Raw genomic sequence first — 24287 nt, 5'->3', positions numbered from 1 at the left:
AGCACATGAAGAAGAATACTCAAGTGGTTCAATCAAGCAACTCAAGTAGTTCAATCAAGCAACTCAAGTAGTTCAGTCAGCGAGTTCAGACGTCTCTGTTAGCTGATGCAGACGTCTCGGTAAGCTTACGGATACGTCTCCGTTAGCCTACGCAGTCATATTCGTAACCCGATGCAGCCATATTCGTAACCCGATGCAGCCATATTCGTGACCCGATGCAGCCGTATTTGTAACCCGATGCAGCCGTATTCGTGAATAAGTTTTATGTAATCATCTATCATCCATCACGATTTGAGGTTATCCCTCACGATATTCTCACTACACATTACCAGATACTGCATATCATTGTAGAAACACTTGCGATAGATTGACTTATACTGATATAGATAGACACATTTATGGTTAATAAATAAAATGTGTCTATCTATATCAGTATTTTATATGCTTATAACAAATAATAAGCGGCATTCCTTGGATATGAATGCCGCTTATCATATAATTCGATATTTTTCTGAGTCATCTATGAAAGATTTGTCTTCTCGGTTTTCACAATCTTTCGGCCTTCTCTTATTTCAGATATTCTCCGAAATCTGTCAATCTCATATCGCCCTTCTTCAGGAAGGTATCGTGCATGGCGAGGGCAGCACGCATGCTCTGTGGCTCGTGGCCCTTCTCGGCAAACTTCAAGTATTCGCGGAGCATAGGGCGGTAATCCGGATGGGCACAGTTTTCGATAATCTCTTTGGCACGGCGCAATGGGCCTTTGCCACGGAGATCGGCTACTCCCTGTTCGGTAACGATGACATCCACATCGTGCTCGGTACTGTCCACGTGACTGCACATCGGAACAATGGCAGAGATGCAACCGTTCTTGGTGGTACTCTGTGTGGTGAAGATAGAAATGTAACCATTGCGCTCGTAATCGCAGGAACCGCCAATACCATTCATCAGCTTGCTGCCGCAGATATGGCTGGAGTTCTCATTGCCGTAGATATCGCACTCGATGGCGGTGTTCATGGCGATGACACCCAGACGGCGGATGACCTCAGGAGAGTTTGAAATCTCGCTCTGGCGGATGGTGAGATGCTTCTTGAAGTAATCAATATCATCATACACCTCTTTCAATGTATCATTGGTTACGGTGAGCGAAGAGCAGGAAGCATCCTTGATTCTTCCCTCGCGCATGTATTTTACCACGGCATCCTGAACCACCTCGGTATAAACGCTGAATACCGGCACGTTAGGGTTCTGTCCCAATGCCTCAAGAACGGCATTGGAAGTTACGCCCACTCCGCTCTGCAAAGGCAGGAACTGAGGAGGAATATGTCCCTTCTTCAGGTCGCTGACCAGAAAATCAGCCACATTATGTCCCATCTGTTCGGTCACAGGGTCGAGAGGTTTGAAGGCACGCGCCTCCTCCGGAATGTTGCATTCTACCACGCCCACAATCTTATGTGCATCAATCTCCACATACTCTTTACCTATTCTATCGCCTACGTTCATGATAGGAATAGGAGTGCGGAACGGGCATTCTGCTATCTCATAAACATCGTGCAGATAGCGGGAAGCTGGACTGTGGAAGGTATTCTTCTCGATGAGCACCTTCTTGGCAAGGCGGACGATGGTAGGAACGATGCCGCCGGCAGAGGTAAGGAATGCCTTGCAGGTAGTTTCGCCTTCTTCCAAATCAGAAACTTCGATGATGGCAAGGTCTATTTCGCCATAGAAACCACGGCGCAGACGCTCAGCCATGTGGCCGAGGTGCATATCCTCATAATCAATCTCGCCCAGGTTGGTATGAGTTCTAAAGTCCTTGTTGGTAGAAAATGGCGCACGGAACTTGATGGCATGGGCTGCTGCCATGTCACCTTCGATACTCTGCGAGGTAGAAGCACCCGTGAGGATGCCCACCTGGAAAGGTCTGCCCGCCTCGTGCTCAGCCACGGCTCTCTTGGAGAGTTCGCGGAAGGTTGCCTTAGGCACGCCGTTTGGTGTGAAACCACTCAATCCGATTGTATCTTGATCGTTAATCATCGCTGCCGCTTCGGCAGCACTCAATCTTGTATATGCCATTTTCTTCTAACTTAATACTCATTAGCGGAACTTATAGCCGCCTTCTTGATAATTGATAACTGTTTGCGGCTGCAAAGTTACACATTATTTTCGATATACGCTAATAATTTGATAATTTTATGCAAATACAAGGTAAAAAACTTACGAATAGTGAATAGATATACAAAAACTGCTTACTTTATGCAAAAAGATAGCCGAAAGTTTGGTACTCTCTATTATTTGCTGTATGTTTGTCGTCATGAAGAGGCGGCGGAGATCGAGTGCGTGGCGGAAATGGTGGAATAAAGAATTTGCCCCCGCAACAGTTAACTGTGGCAGGGGTAAATCTTTCTATTTGGACATTATGACCTTAATTTTTCTTTGGATTACAGTTTACTTGTTTGCAGTCTGTTTGAATCCTGTATCTTCCGCTGACCATGATTGCCATTTACACTCGCCGACTTCCATTTCAGAGAACTGTGCGGTGAATGAATGGTCAACCGGGCTTGCCGCATATATTCCGAACGAGATTTCCCCATCACCCTTATCCAAATGGAATGTACGCATCTGGTGGAAAGTGGTACCGTCAGGACTTGTCTCTATATAATAATCGCTTCCCCGACGGCTAAGGCGATACCACATTTCCTTTATGGAAGATGGAATATCATGCGTAGCCCAATCGGAATATCCGTTGTTTGTCACCACACTGCCCAATCTCTGGTATTCCTCGTTCTCGTATTCGATTGACGCCTTCATCCAATTGTCACTGTCAAGATAGATTGCGATACCGCACTGGTCGAACAGGGCCGAACTGTTGAACGATGTCTTTACAGTAAAAGAAAAGAACTTGTCGGAGGTTTTCATTTGCAGCACCGGAGCATTGTCGTTGCTGAACCCATAATAGGTGCGCTGCCACAAGTCTGTGTGAGGTTCTGAAACGATTGTAATCAAAGAGTCCGTGATAGTGTATTGTTTGGGCTCACGAATCCAAAACAAGTTTTCAGCCACAAATGGCTTTAAGATTGTATCATTTTTTTCCATATTCGATTTATTTGCTATTGATGATTGTTGTTTTTTCTCATTTTGACATGACAGCAGAGTGCATGCAAGCAGCGACAATGCTACGAAAAATTGATTTCTCTTCATTTGTCGAAATGTTTAACATGTTTGTTAGAATCTGATAATAGTGCTGAGGCATGGTGTTTATTCCCCGTCGAGCTTACCTATGCGAAAATTGGCAACAGCCTCTTGCTTAAGCGACACTTCCGTAAAATAGCAGGTGTGTGCATCGTCTTTAGGACTTTGGGAACTTAGGCCAAGAAGCAGTTTTTTCGGAAAATCATTCTTGTAGAGACGAGCCATGTGCCATATATTCCCATCTTCTGAAAAATAACTGCCAAGAGTAGTGCCATCGGATGATAATCTCATATAAACATACCGACCGATAATCGCCTGATGATTATTGTCATCAGAAGTGCCTATTGTGCGAACTGACACCACGCGGTGAACACCATATTCATCCTGTTCGAAACACAGTTTTTGACAATGAGTGTCATTCTCGTATGCGTATAACACACCTGCCGAATATGTTCCAGTTTTGGTGAAGTTCGGCTGTACTTTAGCCGTAAAAGTGAAAGGCTTAGTGTTATCAACTTCTGTAAAAATGACTGCAGAGCTATTGACAACGCTTCCATCCGGGGAGTGGAAATAATCAGTTTGGGGACCGGCCACAAACTTGAGAGTGTCGCCAAGAAGTGTGATACCATTCTCTCCGCCGTTTTTAGACTTTGTAAAACGGATTCCTCCTACATTGATATTGCATGTAGCGAGTTTAACGCTTTCCGTTAAGACTTTCTTGTCAGAACTTCCTTCTTTTTTCTCTGACTCTTTCTGGATGCATCCAGTCATAGCAAGACTTGCTATGATTGCGATAAATACTAATTTTCTCATTGTAACATTGATTTGATGTTTATTAAATTGCAACTTCCTTGTGATTTATTTGCGGTTGCAAAATTAGAGAAAATTTACGATATGTGCAATACTGATTTCTAACCAATTTTCGAATCAGGCATGCACATTAAATAAGGTTCATTCTTAATGCAATTTCTACTGCGGCTGCGGTATTGGCAACTTTTAACGATGCTAAAATATCCTGACGATGGCGATTAACCGTATAAATGGATATGTTTAACTTGTCGGCAATTTGTTTGCTTGGTACTCCTTTAGCTATCAATGACAGTATTTCAAGTTGTCGGCGGCTAAGAATTTTACGGTCACTCGCTTCGTATATGTCTCGTCCAACCGTTTCCCCGGTCAATAGATTAACGATTATTCCATCTTGTCGGTTATGGGAAATAGGGTACGGGATGTAAGTGCATAGACCGAGTAAAACACTACCGTTGGCACTACAGCTGAAATATCTCGTTGTATGGAGTATCTTGACTTTTTCATTGTCTCCGGCCCGGTAAAAATTAAGGATACATGAAGCTGAAAAATTTGTCTTTTCTTTTATTGAACGTTCTTTTATAAAGTTGAAGAAACGAAGTTCCAGTACATGACGTTCAATAAGTTCGTCTTCTTTTGCATGACAGAATACGATGTCCTCAAAGGCAGAATTACGATCTACCATATATTCTGGAAGATTCATTATAGTTTGACCGAATCTTCCAGAATAAATATGGCATTCTTTATTTTGAAAATCTGATACGACTGCTATGCCTTCTGTTGCTAATGCATAACCGTTTGCACACGCTTTTGCTTGAGCGAGTAATAGTTCCCTGTTATCCGAGGCTTCAAACTGTTGATCTGTCAAAAGCGATTTTAGTTCATTTTCTTGCTTCATTCTGAATTGATATCTATTCGCACCATTACGGAGTAGTGCCATTTAAATTTTGTTGCAAAATTACTAATAATAATTGATTTAGACCACAAGTTTCTCTTAAAATATATTAATTGAACATGAAGTCGAAATAGAGTTGGTTATCATTAAATGTTGCTTAACCCACTTGAACAACTTATGACAAGCTTTTATATATTTGAAGCCTATCATACAGAGAGAATTGACCATGGAAGATCTGTTCCATTAGTATTTTCGAGGAATTTAATAACATTTTGCGAATGATTTGTCGGATATGTCAGAAAAATGAGTTAACTTTGCACTCAAAATATAAATAATATAAAATAAAGGTTCATACAAGATGGAACAGAAATTATTGATCTATAACACTCTCACACGTACGAAAGAGAGATTCACTCCGCTCCACGCTCCTAACGTGGGCATGTATGTTTGTGGCCCTACCGTGTATGGCGATCCGCATCTCGGTCATGCACGACCAGCCATCACATTCGATATACTCTTCCGCTATCTCAAGCACCTGGGCTATAAGGTTCGCTACGTTAGAAACATTACCGACGTTGGCCACCTGGAGCACGATGCAGATGAAGGCGATGACAAGATTGAGAAGAAGGCTCGCCTGGAGCAGTTGGAGCCAATGGAAATTGCGCAGTACTACACCAACCGCTACCACGATGCTATGGAGGCGCTGAACGTACTCCCTCCTAGTATTGAGCCTCATGCCACAGGCCATATCATTGAACAGGAGAAACTGGTTCAGGAAATCCTAGACAATGGTTATGCCTACGAGAGTAACGGCTCTATCTACTTCGACATCGAGAAGTATAACAAGGATCATAAGTACGGTATCCTCTCCGGACGTAACCTGGAGAACGTAATCAACGAGAGCCGCGAGCTGGCTGGTATCGGCGAGAAGAAGAACCAGGCTGACTTCGCCCTCTGGAAGAAGGCTTCACCTGAGCATATCATGCGCTGGCCTAGTCCTTGGAGTGATGGTTTCCCTGGCTGGCACTGCGAGTGTACTGCGATGGGACGCAAGTACTTGGGCAGCCACTTCGATATTCACGGTGGCGGCATGGATTTGATTTTCCCTCACCACGAGTGCGAGATTGCTCAGGCTGTGGCTTCTCAGGGCGACCAGATGGTTCGTTACTGGATGCACAACAATATGATTACCATCAACGGTCAGAAGATGGGTAAGAGTCTTGGCAACTTCATCACTTTGGAGCAGTTCTTCACAGGCAATCACGACAGTTTGGAGCAGGCTTATTCGCCAATGACCATCCGCTTCTTCATCCTCTCTGCTCACTACCGCAGCACCGTAGACTTCTCTAACGATGCCTTGAAGGCTAGTCAGAAGGGATTGGAGCGCCTGATGAATGGTTTGAACGACCTGGAGCGTGTGCCTGTGGCTAAGCAGAGCGATGAGCAGGTGAAGAAGTTCGTAAGCGAATTGCGCCAGCGCTGCTACGATGCGATGAACGATGACTTCCAGACTCAGCTCGTTATCAGCTATCTCTTCGAGGCTTGCCACGTAATCAACACAGCCCTCGACCACAAGGCAAACATCTCTGCTGAAGATCTGAAGGAACTTTCAGACACCATGCATCTATTCACCTTCGACCTGCTCGGTCTGAAGAGTGAGAAGGGAGCCAACAATGATGCTCGTGAAGAGGCTTATGGCAAGGTAGTAGATATGGTTCTCAACCTGCGTGCCAAGGCTAAGGCTGATAAGGATTGGGCTACCAGCGACCAGATTCGCGATGCCCTGGCTGAAGCCGGTTTCGAGGTAAAGGACACCAAGGATGGTGTTACCTGGAAACTGAACAAATAATATTTAAAAAGAGGGTGCATCATCAACTTATGACGCACCCTCTCTTTTTATTTTTGTACTGCTGCAGAATCTTTCTTCCTTGCAGCAAGTGAATCTTTCTGTCTGCCAGATATAGAATCGCGCAACATCTTATCTTTCTTACTCTTATATTCCTTATACTCTTTTTCGTAATAATGGGCAAAGTTGGCGAAAGGCTCTGTCGTTACCTCATCGCTCGATGCCGTATAGGTATTTCCGTATGGATCGGATGCCTTGATGATGATTCTGGCATTCGGATTCCTAGGAGTATAATAATAAAGGTGATTCATGATGAGATAACCGTTGCCCTTGCTCACGAACCGATAGGATACACTCTCGCTGTATTTATGATGATAGCCGGCGGCAAAGGCATCCTGCCCCTTTCCGCTGAGGCGCCCCATCAGATATTCTTTGCCATCCTCTACGGCTACAACACGCCAATGACTGGTAGCATTGAAGACATTGGCTACCAGGATATTCCTGTTGTTTGCTAACTGCCAATCCCTAGAGTAATTCTCGCTGTTGAAATCGGTCTGCGCACGGAACAAGGTCATCTGCTTGCTCTTATCCCAGAAAGTTCCCTTGTAATAGCAGTTGCTGATGCTGGTACCTACAAAACTGTATACATAATATCCATTTGGAGTTCCGCAGATGTTGATATTCGACTGCCAGATATTGCCACAGGCGGCAGCATGACAATGCTCCATCACATCCTCGCCCTGATAATTGATCTCGTGGTTGCAGGCAAAATGAGTATGTCCGCAGAAGAGTTCGTAACCGCCCTTAAACTGTTTCAGCAAAGAAAGCAGGAGCGAGAGACGGGAAGAAGAATAATGCCCCTGCTCATTGGCATTGCTCAGCGGCTTCGCCTTGCTGAAAGGCGCATTACCAAAGGTAAAAGGAATATGATAACAGAGTACCACCTTCATATCCTTTGGCGTGAGGGCGAGATCCTGCTTCAGCCAGCGCACCTGCCGTTCACGCAGTTCGCCCGGCGAATAATAGGACATGCCGCGGTGGAAGAAGCAGTTGTTGATGCAGACATAATGCACATCGCCACGGTTGAAGGAAAAATCGGTAGGACCGAAATTCTCCTCCCATTTCCTGCGGTAGAGCGCCTTGCCATCCTGGTCGTGATTGCCGATGACGGAGAAGAGACGCATCTCTGAAGAGCCCAATGCCTGGCGTATCTGACGCTCCAGTTTGGCGTTGTAACCGCCATAATACTGCACATCATCGCCCATGCTGAGTCCGTATACAGGAGTTCCGGCAGGCAGCGAACTGATGGTCTGCCTGATGTCCGCCATCGTCTGGGTAGTGAATCTTTCTACATCGCTCTTCTTGATGGGATTATCATCCGGAGAAGTATAGTAAGGGCTGTAGGCATTGGTAACCTGCGGGTCGCCGATGACAATCATCTTATAGTGAATCTCCTTGCCGCCCGGCAGTCGGGTGAGGGTGAAGTTATAGGTTTTCTTCCCCTTGGAAACCTTCTGGTAGAAGAAAGCCGTGCGATCGGTCTTAGAATGGGTAGGAACCTCGCAATCGGCTGGAACAGAATAGTATATGAATTTTGCCAGGCTGTCTCGCTTCATCTTGTATCTGCCCTGTGCATCGGTTTTCACACAGTTGAATCCATCGCTCACGATGACGCCAGCCACTCCCTTTCCTTCCTTATCTCTTAAAGTTCCGGAGATATTGAAATCCATCTTCTTCACAGGTTTCTTCTTCAGTGTATCTGCAGTCAGTGGCTTGAGCCGGAGAACCGGTGGGGTTTTCACCAGGTTCTTTATCTGTTTCTTGGGATAGAGCAGGTGCAAGGTGATGCCTATTGCTACGAGCGCGCAGCAAGCAACCGACAGAACCCCTATGTATAATTGTTTCTTTTTCATGAGTACAAAAGTACGGCTTTATTATGGTAATGCAGCATATATTCATTTAAAAAACTCTAAATATTACCTTAGGGTAACTTACCTTAGGGTAATATTTCGTAACTTTGTACCAAATTATAAGGAATATGGCAAAATATCTATCACCATTTCAATTTGGTACATTAGCCACCAATGAGAATTTTATCGACAGACAGGAAGACAGGGCTTTGCTGAAGCAATTACTGTCCTCCCATATCAACGTGATGCTGATTTCACCACGCCGATGGGGTAAATCATCACTAGTGAAAAGGGCGATGAACGAATTGGCTGATGAGGATAATAACGTAAGAATCTGTTATATTGATGCCTTCAGCATCGGCTCTGAATCTGAATTTTATCGCACTTTTGCCAGTCAGGTTATAGCTTGTGCTTCCTCTAAAATGGAACGATGGATAGAGGATGCAAAGAAATTCCTGACAGGTGTGATACCGCAGGTTGTAATCAACGACCAGGTGACCGACTTCATGGCTTTCGACCTGAAGTTTGTGCCACAGGAGCGTGATAAGATGGCGATTCTCCAACTGCCTGAGTTGCTGGCAAAGGAAAAGGGTATCAGGATTATCGTCTGCATAGACGAGTTCCAGCAGTTGGCTAACCTTCCTGAGTATAAGGATATGGAGGGAAAGATGCGCTCGGTATGGCAGCAACAGCAGCTTACTTCTTACTGTCTCTACGGCAGCAAGCGAAACATGATGCTCAATATCTTCAACAATTCCAATAGTCCTTTTTATCGCTTTGGACAAGTGATTTTCATGCAGAAGATAGCTAAGGAGCATTGGATTCCATTCATTCTGTCATCTTTCGAGAAGACAGGAAAGTCAATCTCTGCAGAGATGGCAGAGCGGATTTGTGATTCCGTGGCGTGCCATTCCTGGTATCTCCAGCAGTTGTGCTATTTTATCTGGAGTTTCACGGTTTCGGAAGTGACGGAAGATATATATCATCTGGGATTGAAACAGGTACTCAACATCAATACCCCGATGTTTCAGAATGATACGGAGAATCTCAGTTCTACTCAGATAGAGATGCTTAAGGCTATAGCCAATGGCGAACAGCATTTCTCCTCGCAAGCCGTGAAACAAATCTATAATCTTGGTAATCCGAATACGATTGTCAAGAACAGGAAAACGCTCCAGAACAAAGATATTATCGAAAAGCAAAACGATGCTTTTGGCTTTGTTGACCCGATATACCGGCTGTGGTTTAAGGAGGAGTATTGTAGATAGAAACTATGTAAATTAAAAGAAATAATATAAGGAGAAAAAAGATAATGGCAAACGATAATAAAGGTCTTACACCGATGATGAGACAGTTTTTCGAGATGAAATCGAAACATCCCGAAGCGCTGCTGCTCTTCCGTTGCGGTGACTTCTACGAAACTTACTGCGAAGATGCGGTGGAGGCATCCCGTATACTCGGTATTACGCTGACACGACGTAACAATGGCGGTTCTACGGGCACGACCGAGATGGCAGGATTCCCTCATCATGCTCTGGATACCTATCTGCCTAAACTCATTAGGGCGGGTAAGCGCGTAGCGGTATGCGACCAGCTGGAAGACCCGAAGAAGAAACGACTCGAAATAAAAGGTAAGAAGGGACTGAGCCAGATGGACAAGATGGTGAAGCGAGGTATTACTGAACTCGTTACGCCGGGTGTGGCGATGGGAGATAACGTACTGAACTACAAGGAGAACAACTTCCTGGCAGCCGTACACTTCGGCAAGACCGCCTGCGGTGTGAGCTTTCTGGATATCTCGACCGGAGAGTTTCTTACCGGCGAGGGAACCTATGACTATGTAGAAAAACTGATGGGCAACTTCATGCCGAAAGAGGTGCTCTACGACCGCGCCCGAAAGAATGACTTCGAGAAATATTTCGGCAGCAAATACTGTACCTTCGAGCTGGACGACTGGGTTTTCACCGAACAGACAGCCCTGCAGAAACTCCTGGGACATTTCAAGACAAAATCTCTGAAAGGTTTCGGTGTAGAGCATCTCAAGAACGGCGTGATAGCCAGTGGTGCCATCATGCAGTATCTCGAGATTACCCAGCATACACAGATTAATCATATCACCGCCCTTTCACGTATCGAAGAAGATAAGTTCGTGCGTATGGATAGGTTTACCATCCGCAGTCTGGAGCTGGTTGCCCCTATGCAGGAAGACGGTTCTTCTCTCCTGAATGTCATCGACCGTACGGTAACGGCGATGGGCGGACGTATGCTCAGACGCTGGCTGGTCTTCCCGTTGAAGGACGTTAAACCAATCAACGAGCGCCTCGACATCGTAGAATATTTCTTCAAGGAACCGGAATTCCGTCAGCTTCTCGATGACCAGTTGCATCGCATCAGCGACCTGGAGCGTATCATTTCCAAAGTAGCCGTGGGTAGAGTTTCGCCTCGCGAAGTGGTTCAGCTGAAGAATGCACTCGAAGCCATCAAGCCTATCAAGGTGGCATGTCAGCATGCTACGAACGAGGCTCTGAAGCGGGTAGGCGAGCAGCTGAACGTATGCGAGACCCTGAAAGACCGCATCGCCAGGGAAATACAGCCCGATCCGCCACAGCTGGTCAATAAGGGTGACGTGATAGCCGACGGATTCAATGCCGAACTTGACGACCTTCGTGCCATCAGCCGCCACGGCAAAGATTATCTGCTCAAGATACAGGAAAGGGAGATAGAAAAGACAGGAATTTCGAGTCTGAAGGTAGGTTACAATAATGTTTTCGGATACTATCTGGAGGTGAGAAATACCTTTAAGGACAAGGTGCCTGAGGAGTGGATACGCAAGCAGACGCTGGCTCAGGCAGAGCGTTATATCACCCAGGAACTGAAGGAATATGAGGAAAAGATTCTCGGTGCTGATGAGAAGATTCTGGTATTGGAAGCACAGCTCTTCAACGAACTGATAGCTGCCATGCAGGAGTATATTCCGCAGATACAGATCAATGCCAACCTCATCGCCCGTATGGACTGTCTTTTGTCATTTGCAAAGACATCTGACGAGAACCGCTACGTGCGCCCTATCGTCGATGATTCTGAGGTGCTCGACATCAAGCAGGGCAGGCATCCGGTGATTGAAACCCAACTGCCGCTGGGCGAACGCTATGTACCTAACGATGTGCTGCTCGATACCGAGAAACAGCAGATCATGATGATTACCGGTCCTAACATGGCTGGTAAATCGGCTCTGCTGCGCCAGACCGCCCTTATCGTGCTGCTGGCACAGGTAGGCTGTTTTGTGCCCGCAGAGAGCGCCAGAGTGGGACTGGTGGATAAAATCTTTACACGTGTAGGTGCAAGCGACAATATATCGCTCGGCGAATCGACCTTCATGGTAGAGATGACCGAGGCAGCAAACATCCTGAACAACGTTTCTCCGCGCTCGCTGGTGCTCTTTGATGAGTTGGGAAGAGGTACTTCTACCTACGATGGTATTTCCATTGCCTGGGCTATCGTGGAATATCTGCACGAACATAAGAAGGCGCAGGCGCGTACGCTCTTTGCTACCCACTATCATGAGCTCAACGAAATGGAGAAGAACTTCCCTCGCATCAAGAACTTCAATGTGAGTGTGAGAGAGGTGGACGGAAAGGTAATCTTCCTGCGTAAATTGGAACCGGGAGGCAGTGAGCACTCTTTCGGTATCCATGTGGCAGAGATTGCCGGTATGCCTCGCAGCATAGTGAACCGTGCCAATGTGATTCTCAAACAGTTGGAGGATGACAATGCCGGGGTTGGCGGTGCCGGTAAACCGAATGTACAGCACATCGATGAACCTAAGGATGGTGTGCAGCTCAGTTTCTTCCAGCTCGATGATCCTGTACTGACGCAGATACGTGATGAAATACTCGGGCTGGATGTGAACAATCTCACTCCGGTAGAGGCATTGAACAAGCTCAATGACATCAAGAAGATTCTGCTGGGAAGATAAAAATATAAATCCCTCCCCGTGGCAGCAGATGCTGTTGCACGAGGAGGGATTTTTATAATCTGAAAATAAGTCGTCTAATATTATTTTGCCTCTACGTTCTTTTCTTTCGCTCTCTTTGTGCTGGAAGCGATGCTCCATACACCGGTGATGATGAGCGGAATGCTCAATATCTGTCCCATATCCATAGGCAGACCTGCCTCGAATGCTACCTGAATCTCCTTGGTATATTCGATGAAGAAACGGAAGGTGAAGATGAGAGTAAGGCAAAGACCGAAATAGAAACCGGTGCCTACGCTCTTAGGTCCTCTCTTCTTGTAGATGAAGAGGATGAGGAGGAAGAAGCAGAAGTATGCCAAAGCCTCGTAGAGCTGACCCGGATGGCGTGGATACTGGTCTTCGCGAACGAAGATAAATGCCCAAGGCACATCGGTTACCTTGCCGATAATCTCTGAATTCATCAGATTGCCCAAACGGATAAAGGTGGCTGTAATGCCTGAGCAGATACCCATATTATCGAGCACTACCCAGCCGCTCACCTTCATGTTGCGGCAATAGAGCCAGATGCCGACGAACATGCCGAATACGCCTCCGTGGCTCGCCAGTCCCTCATAACCCGTAAACTTCCAACTGCCGTCTGGCATGTGGTGAACAGGTATCAGCATCTCGATGAAGTGATCCCACTGGGTGAGGAAATATTCCGGCTGATAGAAGATGCAATGTCCCAAACGGCCACCTATCAGTACACCTAAGAAGATGTAGAGAAACAGTGGGGAGAACTTCTCATCTGAGAGCCCCTGCTGCTTGTAAAGCTTGCTCATGAGCAGATAGCCCAGCAGCAGACCAATCATCCAGCAGGTGGAGTAGTAGCGGATGGTCATAGGACCCAGATGAGCCAGAATTGGGTCTGGGTCCCATACGATATAGTTAAGCAGATTTGCTATCATAACCGTAGAAGAATAGGATTATACATTGAACCGGAAGTGCATGATGTCACCATCCTGTACGACGTACTCCTTGCCCTCGATGCCGAGCTTACCAGCCTCGCGTACTGCAGCCTCAGAGCCATACTTGATATAGTCATCATACTTGATGACCTCTGCACGGATGAATCCCTTCTCGAAGTCGGTATGGATGACGCCGGCACACTGAGGAGCCTTCCAGCCCTTGTGATAGGTCCATGCCTTGACCTCCATCTCACCAGCGGTGATGAATGTTTCGAGGTTCAGCAGGGCATATGCCTTCTTGATGAGTCGGTTTACGCCGCTCTCTTCCAGTCCGAGTTCTTCGAGGAACATCAGTTTGTCCTCGTAGGTTTCGAGCGATGCGATGTCTTCCTCTGTCTTGGCAGCGATGACCATGCACTCAGCACCTTCTTCCTTGGCGATTTCCTCTACCTTCTTGCTATACTCGTTGCCGGTCTTGGCAGAAGCCTCGTCAACATTGGCTACGTAGAGCACAGGCTTGGTAGTGAGGAGGAAGAGGTCGTGAGCCACCTTCTGCTCTTCCTTGCTTTCGAAAGTAACGCCACGAGCGTTCTTTCCCTGCTCCAGTTCGGCCTTGTAAGCCTCCAGAACGGTAACCATCGTCTTAGCATCCTTGTTGCCTGCTGCAGCAGTCTTCTTCTGCTTGGTGAGCTGAGATTCGATAGTTTCCAGGTCCTTGAGCTGCAACTCTGTATCGATGACGCTCTTATCCTCCAAAGGATCAACCTTAGCGCCACCCTCGCGCACGATGTTGTCATCGTCGAAGCAGCGGATTACGTGGATGATAGCATCGCACTCACGGATATTTCCCAAGAATTTATTACCAAGACCTTCGCCCTTGCTGGCACCCTTTACGAGACCTGCGATATCCACGATTTCGCAAGTAGCTGGGACGATGCGTCCTGGGTGAACAATCTCTGCCAACTTGTTGAGTCGCTCATCTGGTACGGTGATGACGCCCAAGTTTGGTTCGATGGTACAGAAAGGGAAGTTAGCTGCCTGTGCCTTTGCACTAGACAGACAGTTGAACAGTGTAGACTTACCCACGTTTGGGAGGCCTACAATACCACATTTTAATGCCATTTTATCTTTAAACGTTTAAATTTCCGGTGCAAAGTTACACATTATAAATGAAAGATACGAAGAAATCGTGGAAAATTAACTAAAAATCATTGATGACGAGTGAAATCCTTACCTCTTCTCTAGTTATAGAATTGTGATGGATATTATTTCTTTTTGCTATTCTTTTTGGTTAATGTCTTTTCGTCAGATTTCAATCTGCGTTCTACTTTCTTGACATCTTCACCTGCTGGAAGATCTTCTGGCACAATGCCACGTTGGAGCATCATATTACGAACAGCCTTATTATTATCGACATGTTCTTGACAGATAGTTTGCTGACCATGCAAATCCTTTTGCTGAACGTTGACAGAAGTCATTTCTGCAGCAAAATCTTTAGCTTTAATATTTAGTGTTGGAAGGAAATCGGCGAGAGGTCGGCTGTTAGGAGCACCCAATTTACGTTTGAGAAGAGCCGTGTCGAGATTAAACAACGCCTTGTCACCTAGTGAGCGAATGATGGCAAAGCCTTTGCTGTCCACCCCTCTTTCATACAGCACACCAGAGAGACGCTTCTCTGTTTCTGCAAGTTTTGCACGTGCTTGTACACGTTCGTATTCCAGCAAACGCTTTTGCACCAATTCTGCTCGGCGAGTTTGTACGGCAAAGTAGTTTTGGGCAAAAGAGATTTGTGGCTTGCGTGGATCACCGTTTTGGGCAATGAGATAGCAAGCATAACGAGTCAGCATGTAGTCTTTGACTTCACGCTGAGCACCTTTAGCAAGAGGTATCATTTTCCCAACGCCGGGAAAATGATATTCTACCATTTCGCCAGCGTTGATACAAGCGTCTTTAGCTCGCTCGATGACTCCTTCAAATCTTTCCCATTTGGAATAACCCAACACTTGTGCAAGTTCTCTTGCACTCCAACATTCTACGCCTTCGTATTCGTTGGCAATAGCTTCGAATTGCTCGAACAATTCTTTGATTTCTTCTTCCTTCATAATTGCTTATTTTTATGATATTTCGGCAAAGTTACGCTTTTTATTTGGTTGTAGCAAGGAAAAGGTTATTTATTTCCTTCTTTGCTCATCAATAAATACTTGTATCTCTCCTAAATCTCCAATTTCTTTTGGTAGAACAAACATATTTTAAAAGTTAGTCTGCTACAAGAATATTCTGTGTAACTCATATCGTTTAATTTTGAAAAGACTTCTTGGCTTCTTTCAAACTGTTATATAGCTCATCGTCAAACTTTCGGATGTCTTCGTCAGTCAATACTCCGTCATAGTATAGGTAACATACGGTGATGTAATATCTACCTCCTGACATCCCATCGTATCGGCGAGCGATATGCTTGTCGAATTGCTATACCTTATCATATAGTTTGAGGTATGCATCGTGTGCATCCTCTGCTGATGCGTTCTTGTTCATGAAATCTTTGGTAGATTGCATGAACTTGGCGCATTCTCGCTGCAAGCCCAAATTAATGAGCTTGCGAGCTGTTTTCTTCTGAGACTTCGTTAATTCTATCATGTTCTAAACGTTTCTTTTCTTTTTTAGCCTTATTTCTTATTGATATACATTTCTTGCAGATGTGCAGTCTGTGTCCTTTACCACTGAACGACTCGTTGGATTTATACTCTCCATACATCTTGCAATAATGTCCTTGATGCTTATGTTTCTTTTTACCCATGACTTATTTTGCAAACAACTTACCGATGAGATTCAGAAGGTTAGAAACTGTCTCTTTGTTCTCCACTGGTATCTTGATGGAGGTTTCGCCTGTCTGCTCGTCTTTCTCAACGATGGAATCAACCAGCTGGGCTGTGGCTTCTGGCGACTTTAAGGTTTCGGCTAAGCCTGAGAGGAAAGATATTCCTTGGGCTACCAAATCCTTTGGCTGACTTGAGCGATTAGAGACGGATTCTCCGTTCGAAGATGAGTTCGTTTGCTGCTGGATGGAAACCTCTTCTTTATTCTCGTTAGATTTATGTTTGTTGCGAGCCTTCTCTGTTTCTTCGTCCTCTTCCACCATACCGCTCACGGTTTCCATCATCTTGCTGAACTTATCATCTGTGATGAATACAGAATCTTCGCCATCATCAAGGACACCCTCAAACATAGAGGTCTTGAAACGTAATTTACCGAGCATCTCCTCCTCAATGGAATCAGGTGTTACAAGATTGATAACCTGGATGTTGTTCTGCTGCCCAAGGCGATAGATGCGACCAATACGCTGTTCGAGAACGGCAGGATTCCAAGGCAAGTCGATATTGATGATAGTTGCGGCAGATTGCAGGTTCAAGCCTGTGCTTCCGGCATCAGTAGAGAGGAAAACCCGGCTCGATGGTTCGTTCATGAAATTATCTACTAGGTTCTTACGCTTTTCGGATGGTACGCCACCATGCAGATATTCAAAGCCAATTTCTTTTTTCTCCAGTTCCTTGGCGATGAGGCGGGTCATGCGTTCCCATTGACTGAATACCACAACCTTTTCACCTTCCTCGCTGATAATGTCGCTGATGATGTTCACGCATTCTTCCACTTTGGTGTCGTATCTCGTCTTTTGATCGAGGATATAACTGCTGTCACATACCATGCGCATCTGCGAGAGGAAGAGCAGAAGACGCTTGCGGTCTTTATCGGACAGAAAATGCATCTTGCGCCATTTCAGAACCAGGATACGTACTTGGTTCTGCCACTCCTGATGCATCTCCATCTGCTCGTTGGTCATCGGAATGAAAAGGTTCTTGTCAGAACGCTCAGGCATTTGGAGTTTCACATCCTTCTTTCGACGACGAATGAGAATATCACTCAGCTTCTTGCCTATGTCGTTTAAGTTCTTATAACCTAGTACTTTTCCCGTTTCATCTGTAATGATATGCTTGTCTTTGAAGAGGTAGTAAGGGGCGAGGCGGAAATTATCAACAAACTCTACGATAGAGTAGAGCTCATCGAGCTTGTTCTCCAAAGGCGTTCCTGATAGAATCACGGAATAGTCTGATTCTATCTTTCTTGCCGCACGGGAAATCTGCGTGTTCCAGTTCTTCAGGCGCTGCACCTCGTCCATGATGAGCATATCGGTTTGCAAACAGCCGAGTATCTTGATGTCATTGGCGGCACTATTATAGGAAATAATCTTGTAAGGTTCCGGGCGATTGTACGCTTCCTTTCTCTTGAGATGACTTCCCTCTATGACGAAGACTTCGGCATCAGTAAACTTCTTGATTTCACTTCGCCATTGATATTTGAGCGAGGTAGGGCAGAGGATGAGTACAGAGCCAATAAGACTTTCCTTGCGTAGCAGTTCGGCAGTACCTATAGCTTGGATTGTCTTTCCGAGACCCATCTCGTCGGCAATGATAGCCTTTCCTGCCTTTGCAGCAAAGCGGATGCCCTCTTTCTGGTAAGGATAGAGGTTTACTTTCAGAAGATTGTTGAGTTTCTCGTCATCGTATGTCTTCACAATCTTCATTCTTTTCACTTTTTCGCGAATATCGATGATAAAGTCAATGGCATCTTTATAGCATCTGAATGTATCGCTGATTTGGCGAGCTTGTTTCAAGAAAGAGCCAATGCGGGCATAGGCTGATTTCTTCAAGACATGGTTCTTGTCAAAGTAATCTTTGGCTAACTGTTCGTATGCCTCCTTGTTGTCTGATCCGATACGAATCTTTACGCATCGCTCATCCCGATAGGAGAGATAGACAGAAGTATAAGGTGGTAATTCCCGATGTACATGTACGCCCCTCTTTCCGCCAAACCATTTTTTGACGGCTTCGATATGTTTGCAAGTGCCGAGTCTTGAAGTCTTGAAATCCATGCAGGAACAATAATTCCATTCGCTGTTGGCTCCACGATACACCACCTTGTACTCGTTGTTCTTTTCAGGGTTGTGAACGATATACTCTCCAGGGCAAAGGACGTCATCAACACAACTGATATCGAAGTGCTCGATATCGGTCACCTGTTTGCGCAGTTTGATTTGCCATTCCTCTAAAGTCATGTTTTCTGGTTTCACGATATGCGAAACCTTGACTTTCTTCTTTTTCTTTGTAGCCTTCTTGGTGCTGTTACCGTCTTGGTTAGCTGCCTGCTTATTATTCTTTGCCATTGTTATGTTGCCTTATTTTAAACGTTTAAATATATTTAATGCAAAGATACACATTATGGATGAAAGATACAAAGAAATCGTGGAAAATTAACTAAAAATCATAGATGACGGAAGAATCAACGATGGTAAACCGACAGAAACGCTTGAGGAAGCGCAACGATATAGGTGAAGACGTTGGAATATACGGGAGAGGTACCTGAAAAATATTACATAAGTCCTTGGGATATATAGGATAAGTTGTTGGGAAAGATAGGATAAGTTGCTGGAAGAGATACCTTCTGCAATCGCACAACAGCTGTTGTGCGATTGCACATCACCTGTTGTGCGCATGCATAACAGCTGATGTGCGAGCGTAGTTCAGTTGTTGTGCGATGAATTTCTTAGAACCAAGGGTGACCATTTTGCTGACACCATCTTGACCAGCTGTCTGCTTATTGTTCTTTGCCATTGTTCTTTTGCTTTAAATATATTGGATACAAAGTTACACATTATAAATGAAAGATACGAAAAAATCGTGGAAAATTATCTAAAAAAAAGGCATTCACGATGCTGGTGAATGCCTTTCTGATGATTACTATGATAAGTATTTGTTATTTCAAGACTACTTTTTTGCCGTTGATGATGTAAACTCCCTGTTTTGGAGCAGAAACGCGCTGTCCCTGAAGATTGAAGATTACTTTCTTGGTCTTGATGTCACTGGCAATCTGGCTAATGCCGTCGGTTACGCTTGCTACAGCTGTAGCTGATACCTTCTTGGTTGCTGAATTGAAGGTGAAAGTAACGTCGTAGATTCCGGCTTCTTCGATATAAATGGAAGCATTACCTTCTGGGTCATTCTCGTCACCATAGTTTTCTGCCCATCCATGGTTTGCACAGATCTTATATTTATAAGTACCTATAGCGAGGGTCAGATTGGTCTTGGTCAGAATATAGGTGACGTTATTTTCCTGTTTGATCATATCGTTTTCTGTTGCTTTCGGCTTCCATTCTACTCCGAGAATTTCGGGTGAACCGGCTACGGTCCATGTCTTTTCGCCGATAACAGCACCACCTGTTTTTTTGGTGGTTACACTGACTTCGTGGCTGGTTTCATTAAACTGGATAGTGACGTTATAGGTACCTGTCTCTTCTACCATAAAGACATAGTTGGCGCTGGTTTTAGGGTACGATTCGGCCCATGAATGATTCTTCACGACTTTAAGTTCGTATTTCACATTTTTTTTCAAGAATGCAGTCGGTTTTGGTGAGTTCCCAGATGCCGTTCCCTTTATCGGTCAGGTCATTGCTGGTATCCGTTTCATTCCAATGAGAACCGAAGATTGTGCTAGAACCTGCTGCTGTCCAGACATCTTGTGCCTGCAGAGTTAGTGTTACGAAACAAAGCATGATAAAAGTAAAAATAGTTCTTCTCATAATTGTTGTGTTTTAAATGTTTATAATTAAATGATGATTAAATGATATCGTATTATTGTTAAAAATGCGTGTATAATAGTTATTTGGTGTAAATATACGAATAATTTCAATAAGTTCCAAAATTTTTTGGAGAAAACTTTGATTTATAGATGAAAAATCAGGAGGATGTGTCTACGATATAGAGACACGTCCTCCTGAATTATAGTATTCCTTTAGATTTTACCTTTCCATAATCTTTTAGATTACCCCCTTCCACAACCCGTGAAGGTTGCAGTATTCTCGAGCCGTAACATCCTTGGCTTCTGCGTTGGTCAGGAAGATTGCTTCAGGCTTTTCGCCTGGCTTCAACTCGTGACGAAGTACATCGGTAGGGGTGAGCAATTCTATCCATTGGATGTAATGCTCTGGTAGCATCGGATGCTCCACACTTCCTACTGTTACGCGATAGCCGCCCTCGATAGGTTCTATCACAGGCACGTGCTTCTCTTTGGCGCCATCGCTGGTGTTTTCCTTCATCAGCTTCATCGGCTCGCCACAGCAACTGAGCACGGCTCCTGGGTTTACAACTTCTACAACATTGCCACAAATCTGGCAGCGGTAGATTTCTCTAACTTTTGTCATAATGGTTCCTCCTATTATTTTATGAATGTGTTGCCTGAATATCAGGCATTTCATTCAGATGATTCCTTTGTGAGGATTTCCTTCGGGTGATTCCTCCAAAAGAGCCTTATTCCTCTACAGGGCTGAAATCTTCCTTGCCTACTCCGCAAAGAGGGCAAACCCAATCATCTGGGATGTCTTCGAATGCTGTACCTGGAGCGATGCCGCCCTCTGGATCACCTACTTCTGGATCATAAATCCAACCACACACGTCGCAAACATATTTCTTCATAATGTTCCTTTCTTTCTTAATTTGATTGATTAGTGTTATCTATTCACTTTTAATCAGACAGGTGCGTTTGCATATCTTTCTGATTTACAATGCAAATATACACTTTATTTCTGTAAGAACCAAATAAATTTGAAAATATTATAATTTTATTATCCTTTTTAATCTAAATAAACAAAGATTTCTAGATGTACTTGTGAATAAAGGAGTTATTTGTCTTTTTAGTAGTGTTTTGATAGAAGATTTGATTGTTTCATGTGAAACATCTCGAAAAAGAAAAGCTCGCAAGATGAACGTTTGGTATCTTGCGAGCTTCTTTGTATTTAAGTTGCCTTGCGGTTTCTGCGGCCGCTTTCTGGTTTTTCTAATGTGCTTCTAGCCAGTTGTTTCCCCATCCGGCATCAGCAACCAGAGGCACACTGAGCTGGTAGGCGTTCTGCATCTCTTCTACCACAATCTTCTCTACCTTTTCCTTCTCTTCCGGATATACGGAGAAATTGAGTTCGTCATGCACCTGGATAATCATCTTGCTCCTGATGTCTTCTGCTCTGAATCGGTTGAAAATGCGGATCATAGCCACTTTGATGATGTCTGCCTCAGAGCCCTGGATAGGGGCATTGATGGCATTGCGCTCGGCAAATCCTCTTACAGTACCATTCTTGCTGTTGATGTCTGGCAGGTAGCGACGGCGGTGGAAGAGGGTTTCGGCATAGCCTTTCTCTCTTGCCATTTCCTTTGCCTTCTCCATGTAAGCCTGAACACCAGGGAAGGTGCGGAAGTAGTCTTCTATGATCTGCTTTGCCTCTCGGTTTTCGATGTTCATGCGTTGGGCAAGACCGAAGGTAGTGATGCCGTAGATGATGCCGAAGTTGGCAGTTTTTGCCTTCTTGCGCTGTGCATCTGTTACTTCTTTGATATCTTCGTGCCAAATCTTGGCAGCTGTAGCTGCATGAATATCAGAGCCTTCACGGAATGCTTCTACCATGTTTGGATCCTGGCTCAGGTGTGCCATGATGCGAAGTTCTATCTGTGAATAGTCGGCAGAGAAGAACAGGCAGCCTGGTTCTGGGATGAAGCATCTGCGTATCTCCTTGCCATCGTCATCGCGTACAGGAATATTCTGCAGGTTTGGATCACTTGAAGAAAGGCGTCCAGTGGCTGTGATGGCTTGGTTGAAAGAGGCATGAATGTGACCGGTGCGAGAGTTGATAAGCTTTGGAAGGGCATCTATATAGGTTCCCAAAAGTTTCTTTAAACCTCTGTAGTTCAGTATTTCATCGATGATTGGACTCTTGCTGCGCAGCTGCTGAAGGACTTCTTCGCTTGTTACGTACTGGCCCGTCTTCGTCTTCTTAGGCTTCTCCACAATCTTCATCTTTCCGAAGAGTATTTCTCCAACCTGGCGTGGGGAAGCGATATTGAACGATTCGCCTGCCAACTCATAGATATGATGTTCTATCTCATTGAGGCGGTTGGTGAGTTTCTCGGATGTTTCCTTCAGGGTATCGGTGTCGATGCATACTCCCGTCATCTCCATGTGGGCTAAAACAGGTACAAGCGGCATTTCTACATTCCAGAACAGATCTTCACAATCTATCTCTTTGAGTTTTGGTTCGAGCACATTTTTCAATCTCAAGGTGATGTCGGCATCTTCGGCAGCATATTCGTAAATGTCTGATGGGGCGAGATCGCGCATCGACTTCTGGTTCTTTCCCTTCGGACCAATCAGTTCTTCGATGTGGATGGTCTGATAATTGAGGAATACTTCTGCCAAGTAATCCATGTTGTGGTAAAGTTCTGGCTGGATGAGATAGTGGGCGAGCATCGTATCGAACATCTTGCCCTGAATCTCTATGCCGTAGTTCATCAACACCTCGTAATCGTATTTGATGTTCTGCCCCACTTTCAAGATTTCCGGGTTCTCGTAGAGAGGTTTGAAGATGTTTACGATTTTTAAGGCTTCTTCACGATTTGCTGGAATTGCTACGTAGAAAGCCTCTTTTTCCTTCACGGCAAAGCTCAAACCCACCAATTCTGCATCAATGGCAGCGGTAGATGTGGTCTCTGTGTCTAGACTGAGAATATTGAATGTCAATAAATAGTCATAAAGTTTCCTTGCATCTCCTTCTGTATCAATGAGTTTATATGAATGGGCCGTCGTTTTAAGGGTCTCAAAACTCGCGTTTTTTGACTCTTCCTGCCCGTCGGCTTGCTGTGCGCCAAATAAATCGAGCTCTCCAGTAGGCTTTGTTTGCACCTTTTTAGGTTTGTTAAGAACTCGATTAGCAAACGACTTAAACTCTAACTCGGTGAAGATTTCATCCAATTTTGTATTGTCTGGCTCTACCCGTTTCAAATCTTCCATCTTGATCTCTACCGGAACATCGGTTCGTATGGTTGCCAGGAACTTTGACATCCTGATATCTTCTACTGCACCCTCCACTTTTTCGCGGAGCTTGCCTTTCACTTGAGAAGAGTTCTCGATAAGACCTTCTACACTACCGAACTCGTTGATAAGTTTGATGGCTGTCTTTTCTCCCACGCCCGGACAGCCTGGGAAGTTATCAGCTGAGTCGCCCATCAGAGCAAGGAGGTCGATAACCTGGAGTGGGGAAGTGATGCTGTATTTCTCTTCAATTTCCTGTACGCCCAACTTTTCGTATCCACCGCCATGACGAGGACGGAACATGAAAACATTGTTACGAACCAGTTGTGCGTAATCCTTATCGGGTGTGAGCATGTAGGTTTCCATCCCCTTTTCACTTGCCTTCAAGGCAACTGTTCCAATGATATCATCCGCCTCGAAACCATCTACCTGAAGGATAGGGATATGATATGCCTCCAGGATATTTTTGATGATAGGCACAGAGAGTTTGATGTCTTCCGGTGTCTCTTCTCGTTGAGCTTTATATGCAGGGAAAGCCTCATGACGGAAAGTCTTGCCATGGTCGAAAGCCACCGCAATATGGGTAGGTTTCTCCTTGGTAAGTATCTCGTTGAGGGTATTGCAGAACCCCATTACACACGAAGTATTGAGTCCCTTCGAATTGATTCGAGGGGCTTTCATAAAGGCGTAATACGACCTATAAATGAGCGCATACGCGTCTAAAAGGAACAATTTATCCATAATATTCATTTTTGTGGTGTAAAATTACTAAAAAAATGCGATATTTCAAGAAGAATTGATTAATTTTGTAACAAAT

At 44.9% G+C, this 24287-nt stretch carries 19 protein-coding genes; 3 read left to right on the top strand and 16 right to left on the bottom strand.

The window, feature by feature from the left end; all coding sequences use genetic code 11:
• Positions 1-567: 567 nt before the first annotated feature.
• The 4 genes from DWV53_RS06815 to DWV53_RS06800 all read right to left on the bottom strand — a co-directional run bounded on the left by DWV53_RS06815 (position 568) and on the right by DWV53_RS06800 (position 4894).
• Complete coding sequence (locus tag DWV53_RS06815) at positions 568-2073, bottom strand: acetyl-CoA hydrolase/transferase C-terminal domain-containing protein (RefSeq protein ID WP_118152550.1); 1506 nt, start codon at positions 2071-2073, stop codon at positions 568-570.
• Between the two features lie 372 nt (positions 2074-2445).
• A complete protein-coding gene (locus tag DWV53_RS06810; RefSeq protein WP_181992435.1) occupies positions 2446-3093 on the bottom strand; it encodes a DUF1349 domain-containing protein in 648 nt (215 codons plus the stop codon).
• A 162-nt stretch (positions 3094-3255) separates the two neighbouring features.
• Positions 3256-4002, bottom strand: coding sequence for a DUF1349 domain-containing protein (locus tag DWV53_RS06805; RefSeq protein WP_118152548.1), 747 nt, complete (start codon positions 4000-4002; stop codon positions 3256-3258).
• Between the two features lie 127 nt (positions 4003-4129).
• Complete coding sequence (locus DWV53_RS06800) at positions 4130-4894, bottom strand: response regulator transcription factor (protein WP_259318932.1); 765 nt, start codon at positions 4892-4894, stop codon at positions 4130-4132.
• 355 nt (positions 4895-5249) lie between these two features.
• Here DWV53_RS06800 and cysS point away from each other — a divergent pair, with 355 nt between their 5' ends.
• The gene (gene cysS, locus DWV53_RS06795) at positions 5250-6740 is read left to right on the top strand and encodes a cysteine--tRNA ligase (protein WP_117695079.1); all 1491 of its coding nucleotides are present in this window, start codon (positions 5250-5252) and stop codon (positions 6738-6740) included.
• A 47-nt stretch (positions 6741-6787) separates the two neighbouring features.
• Here cysS and DWV53_RS06790 read toward each other — a convergent pair whose 3' ends face one another.
• Positions 6788-8650 (bottom strand): calcineurin-like phosphoesterase C-terminal domain-containing protein, encoded by a 1863-nt coding sequence (locus DWV53_RS06790; protein WP_118152544.1) that lies wholly within the window; start codon positions 8648-8650, stop codon positions 6788-6790.
• A gap of 125 nt (positions 8651-8775) precedes the next feature.
• On the opposite strand from DWV53_RS06790, the gene DWV53_RS06785 reads away from it, so the two are divergent.
• Both DWV53_RS06785 and mutS read left to right on the top strand, forming a co-directional pair.
• Entirely contained in the window at positions 8776-9915 is a 1140-nt protein-coding gene (locus DWV53_RS06785; protein ID WP_118152543.1) for an AAA family ATPase, read from the top strand.
• Between the two features lie 44 nt (positions 9916-9959).
• A complete protein-coding gene (gene mutS, locus DWV53_RS06780) occupies positions 9960-12623 on the top strand; it encodes a DNA mismatch repair protein MutS (protein WP_006848893.1) in 2664 nt (887 codons plus the stop codon).
• Positions 12624-12703: 80 nt separating this feature from the next.
• On the opposite strand, the gene lgt is transcribed toward mutS, so the two are convergent.
• The 11 genes from lgt to polA form a co-directional block, all read right to left on the bottom strand.
• Positions 12704-13567 (bottom strand): prolipoprotein diacylglyceryl transferase, encoded by an 864-nt coding sequence (gene lgt, locus DWV53_RS06775; RefSeq protein ID WP_118152541.1) that lies wholly within the window; start codon positions 13565-13567, stop codon positions 12704-12706.
• Between the two features lie 18 nt (positions 13568-13585).
• Positions 13586-14689 carry a redox-regulated ATPase YchF gene (ychF, locus tag DWV53_RS06770; RefSeq protein WP_006848895.1) on the bottom strand — a complete coding sequence of 368 codons (1104 nt, stop codon included), beginning with the start codon at positions 14687-14689 and terminating at the stop codon, positions 13586-13588.
• 143 nt (positions 14690-14832) lie between these two features.
• Positions 14833-15669 (bottom strand): DNA damage-inducible protein D, encoded by an 837-nt coding sequence (gene dinD, locus DWV53_RS06765; protein WP_118152539.1) that lies wholly within the window; start codon positions 15667-15669, stop codon positions 14833-14835.
• Between the two features lie 364 nt (positions 15670-16033).
• A complete protein-coding gene (locus tag DWV53_RS15710) occupies positions 16034-16201 on the bottom strand; it encodes a hypothetical protein (RefSeq protein ID WP_181992434.1) in 168 nt (55 codons plus the stop codon).
• Positions 16202-16364: 163 nt separating this feature from the next.
• Positions 16365-18782: a DEAD/DEAH box helicase gene (locus DWV53_RS06755; RefSeq protein WP_118152537.1), complete on the bottom strand. Its 2418-nt coding sequence runs from the start codon at positions 18780-18782 to the stop codon at positions 16365-16367.
• Between the two features lie 313 nt (positions 18783-19095).
• Positions 19096-19230: a hypothetical protein gene (locus DWV53_RS16095; protein ID WP_256620478.1), complete on the bottom strand. Its 135-nt coding sequence runs from the start codon at positions 19228-19230 to the stop codon at positions 19096-19098.
• A gap of 142 nt (positions 19231-19372) precedes the next feature.
• The gene (locus tag DWV53_RS06750) at positions 19373-19996 is read right to left on the bottom strand and encodes a pullulanase X25 domain-containing protein (RefSeq protein WP_147468751.1); all 624 of its coding nucleotides are present in this window, start codon (positions 19994-19996) and stop codon (positions 19373-19375) included.
• Complete coding sequence (locus DWV53_RS06745) at positions 19980-20195, bottom strand: hypothetical protein (protein ID WP_118152533.1); 216 nt, start codon at positions 20193-20195, stop codon at positions 19980-19982. Before DWV53_RS06745 ends, DWV53_RS06750 begins: the two co-directional genes overlap by 17 nt.
• Positions 20196-20432: 237 nt before the next feature.
• Positions 20433-20816, bottom strand: a complete 384-nt coding sequence (locus tag DWV53_RS06740) for a desulfoferrodoxin (protein ID WP_118152531.1) — start codon at positions 20814-20816, stop codon at positions 20433-20435.
• Between the two features lie 106 nt (positions 20817-20922).
• Positions 20923-21087: a rubredoxin gene (gene rd / locus DWV53_RS06735; RefSeq protein WP_022120120.1), complete on the bottom strand. Its 165-nt coding sequence runs from the start codon at positions 21085-21087 to the stop codon at positions 20923-20925.
• Positions 21088-21448: 361 nt separating this feature from the next.
• Positions 21449-24211, bottom strand: a complete 2763-nt coding sequence (gene polA / locus DWV53_RS06730; protein WP_118152556.1) for a DNA polymerase I — start codon at positions 24209-24211, stop codon at positions 21449-21451.
• Between the last annotated feature and the right edge of the window lie 76 nt (positions 24212-24287).

This window comes from Segatella copri, assembly GCF_003465495.1.
Classification (GTDB): domain Bacteria; phylum Bacteroidota; class Bacteroidia; order Bacteroidales; family Bacteroidaceae; genus Prevotella; species Prevotella copri_G.
Note: the sequence above shows the minus strand (reverse complement) of the source record. Positions and strands in the feature narration are given on the sequence as shown.

Bases quoted from the DNA above. Each gene is read 5' to 3' on its own strand.
- DWV53_RS06805 (WP_118152548.1), bottom strand. From the start codon at position 4,002: ATGAGAAAATTAGTATTTATCGCAATCATAGCAAGTCTTGCTATGACT.
- DWV53_RS06740 (WP_118152531.1), bottom strand. From the start codon at position 20,816: ATGACAAAAGTTAGAGAAATCTACCGCTGCCAGATTTGTGGCAATGTT.
- DWV53_RS06815 (WP_118152550.1), bottom strand. From the start codon at position 2,073: ATGGCATATACAAGATTGAGTGCTGCCGAAGCGGCAGCGATGATTAAC.
- DWV53_RS06785 (WP_118152543.1), top strand. From the start codon at position 8,776: ATGGCAAAATATCTATCACCATTTCAATTTGGTACATTAGCCACCAAT.
- ychF (WP_006848895.1), bottom strand. From the start codon at position 14,689: ATGGCATTAAAATGTGGTATTGTAGGCCTCCCAAACGTGGGTAAGTCT.
- DWV53_RS06800 (WP_259318932.1), bottom strand. From the start codon at position 4,894: ATGAAGCAAGAAAATGAACTAAAATCGCTTTTGACAGATCAACAGTTT.
- rd (WP_022120120.1), bottom strand. From the start codon at position 21,087: ATGAAGAAATATGTTTGCGACGTGTGTGGTTGGATTTATGATCCAGAA.
- DWV53_RS06810 (WP_181992435.1), bottom strand. From the start codon at position 3,093: ATGGAAAAAAATGATACAATCTTAAAGCCATTTGTGGCTGAAAACTTG.
- DWV53_RS06745 (WP_118152533.1), bottom strand. From the start codon at position 20,195: ATGAGAAGAACTATTTTTACTTTTATCATGCTTTGTTTCGTAACACTA.
- mutS (WP_006848893.1), top strand. From the start codon at position 9,960: ATGGCAAACGATAATAAAGGTCTTACACCGATGATGAGACAGTTTTTC.
- DWV53_RS06755 (WP_118152537.1), bottom strand. From the start codon at position 18,782: ATGGCAAAGAATAATAAGCAGGCAGCTAACCAAGACGGTAACAGCACC.
- cysS (WP_117695079.1), top strand. From the start codon at position 5,250: ATGGAACAGAAATTATTGATCTATAACACTCTCACACGTACGAAAGAG.
- lgt (WP_118152541.1), bottom strand. From the start codon at position 13,567: ATGATAGCAAATCTGCTTAACTATATCGTATGGGACCCAGACCCAATT.
- DWV53_RS15710 (WP_181992434.1), bottom strand. From the start codon at position 16,201: ATGATAGAATTAACGAAGTCTCAGAAGAAAACAGCTCGCAAGCTCATT.
- DWV53_RS16095 (WP_256620478.1), bottom strand. From the start codon at position 19,230: ATGGCAAAGAACAATAAGCAGACAGCTGGTCAAGATGGTGTCAGCAAA.
- DWV53_RS06790 (WP_118152544.1), bottom strand. From the start codon at position 8,650: ATGAAAAAGAAACAATTATACATAGGGGTTCTGTCGGTTGCTTGCTGC.
- polA (WP_118152556.1), bottom strand. From the start codon at position 24,211: ATGGATAAATTGTTCCTTTTAGACGCGTATGCGCTCATTTATAGGTCG.
- dinD (WP_118152539.1), bottom strand. From the start codon at position 15,669: ATGAAGGAAGAAGAAATCAAAGAATTGTTCGAGCAATTCGAAGCTATT.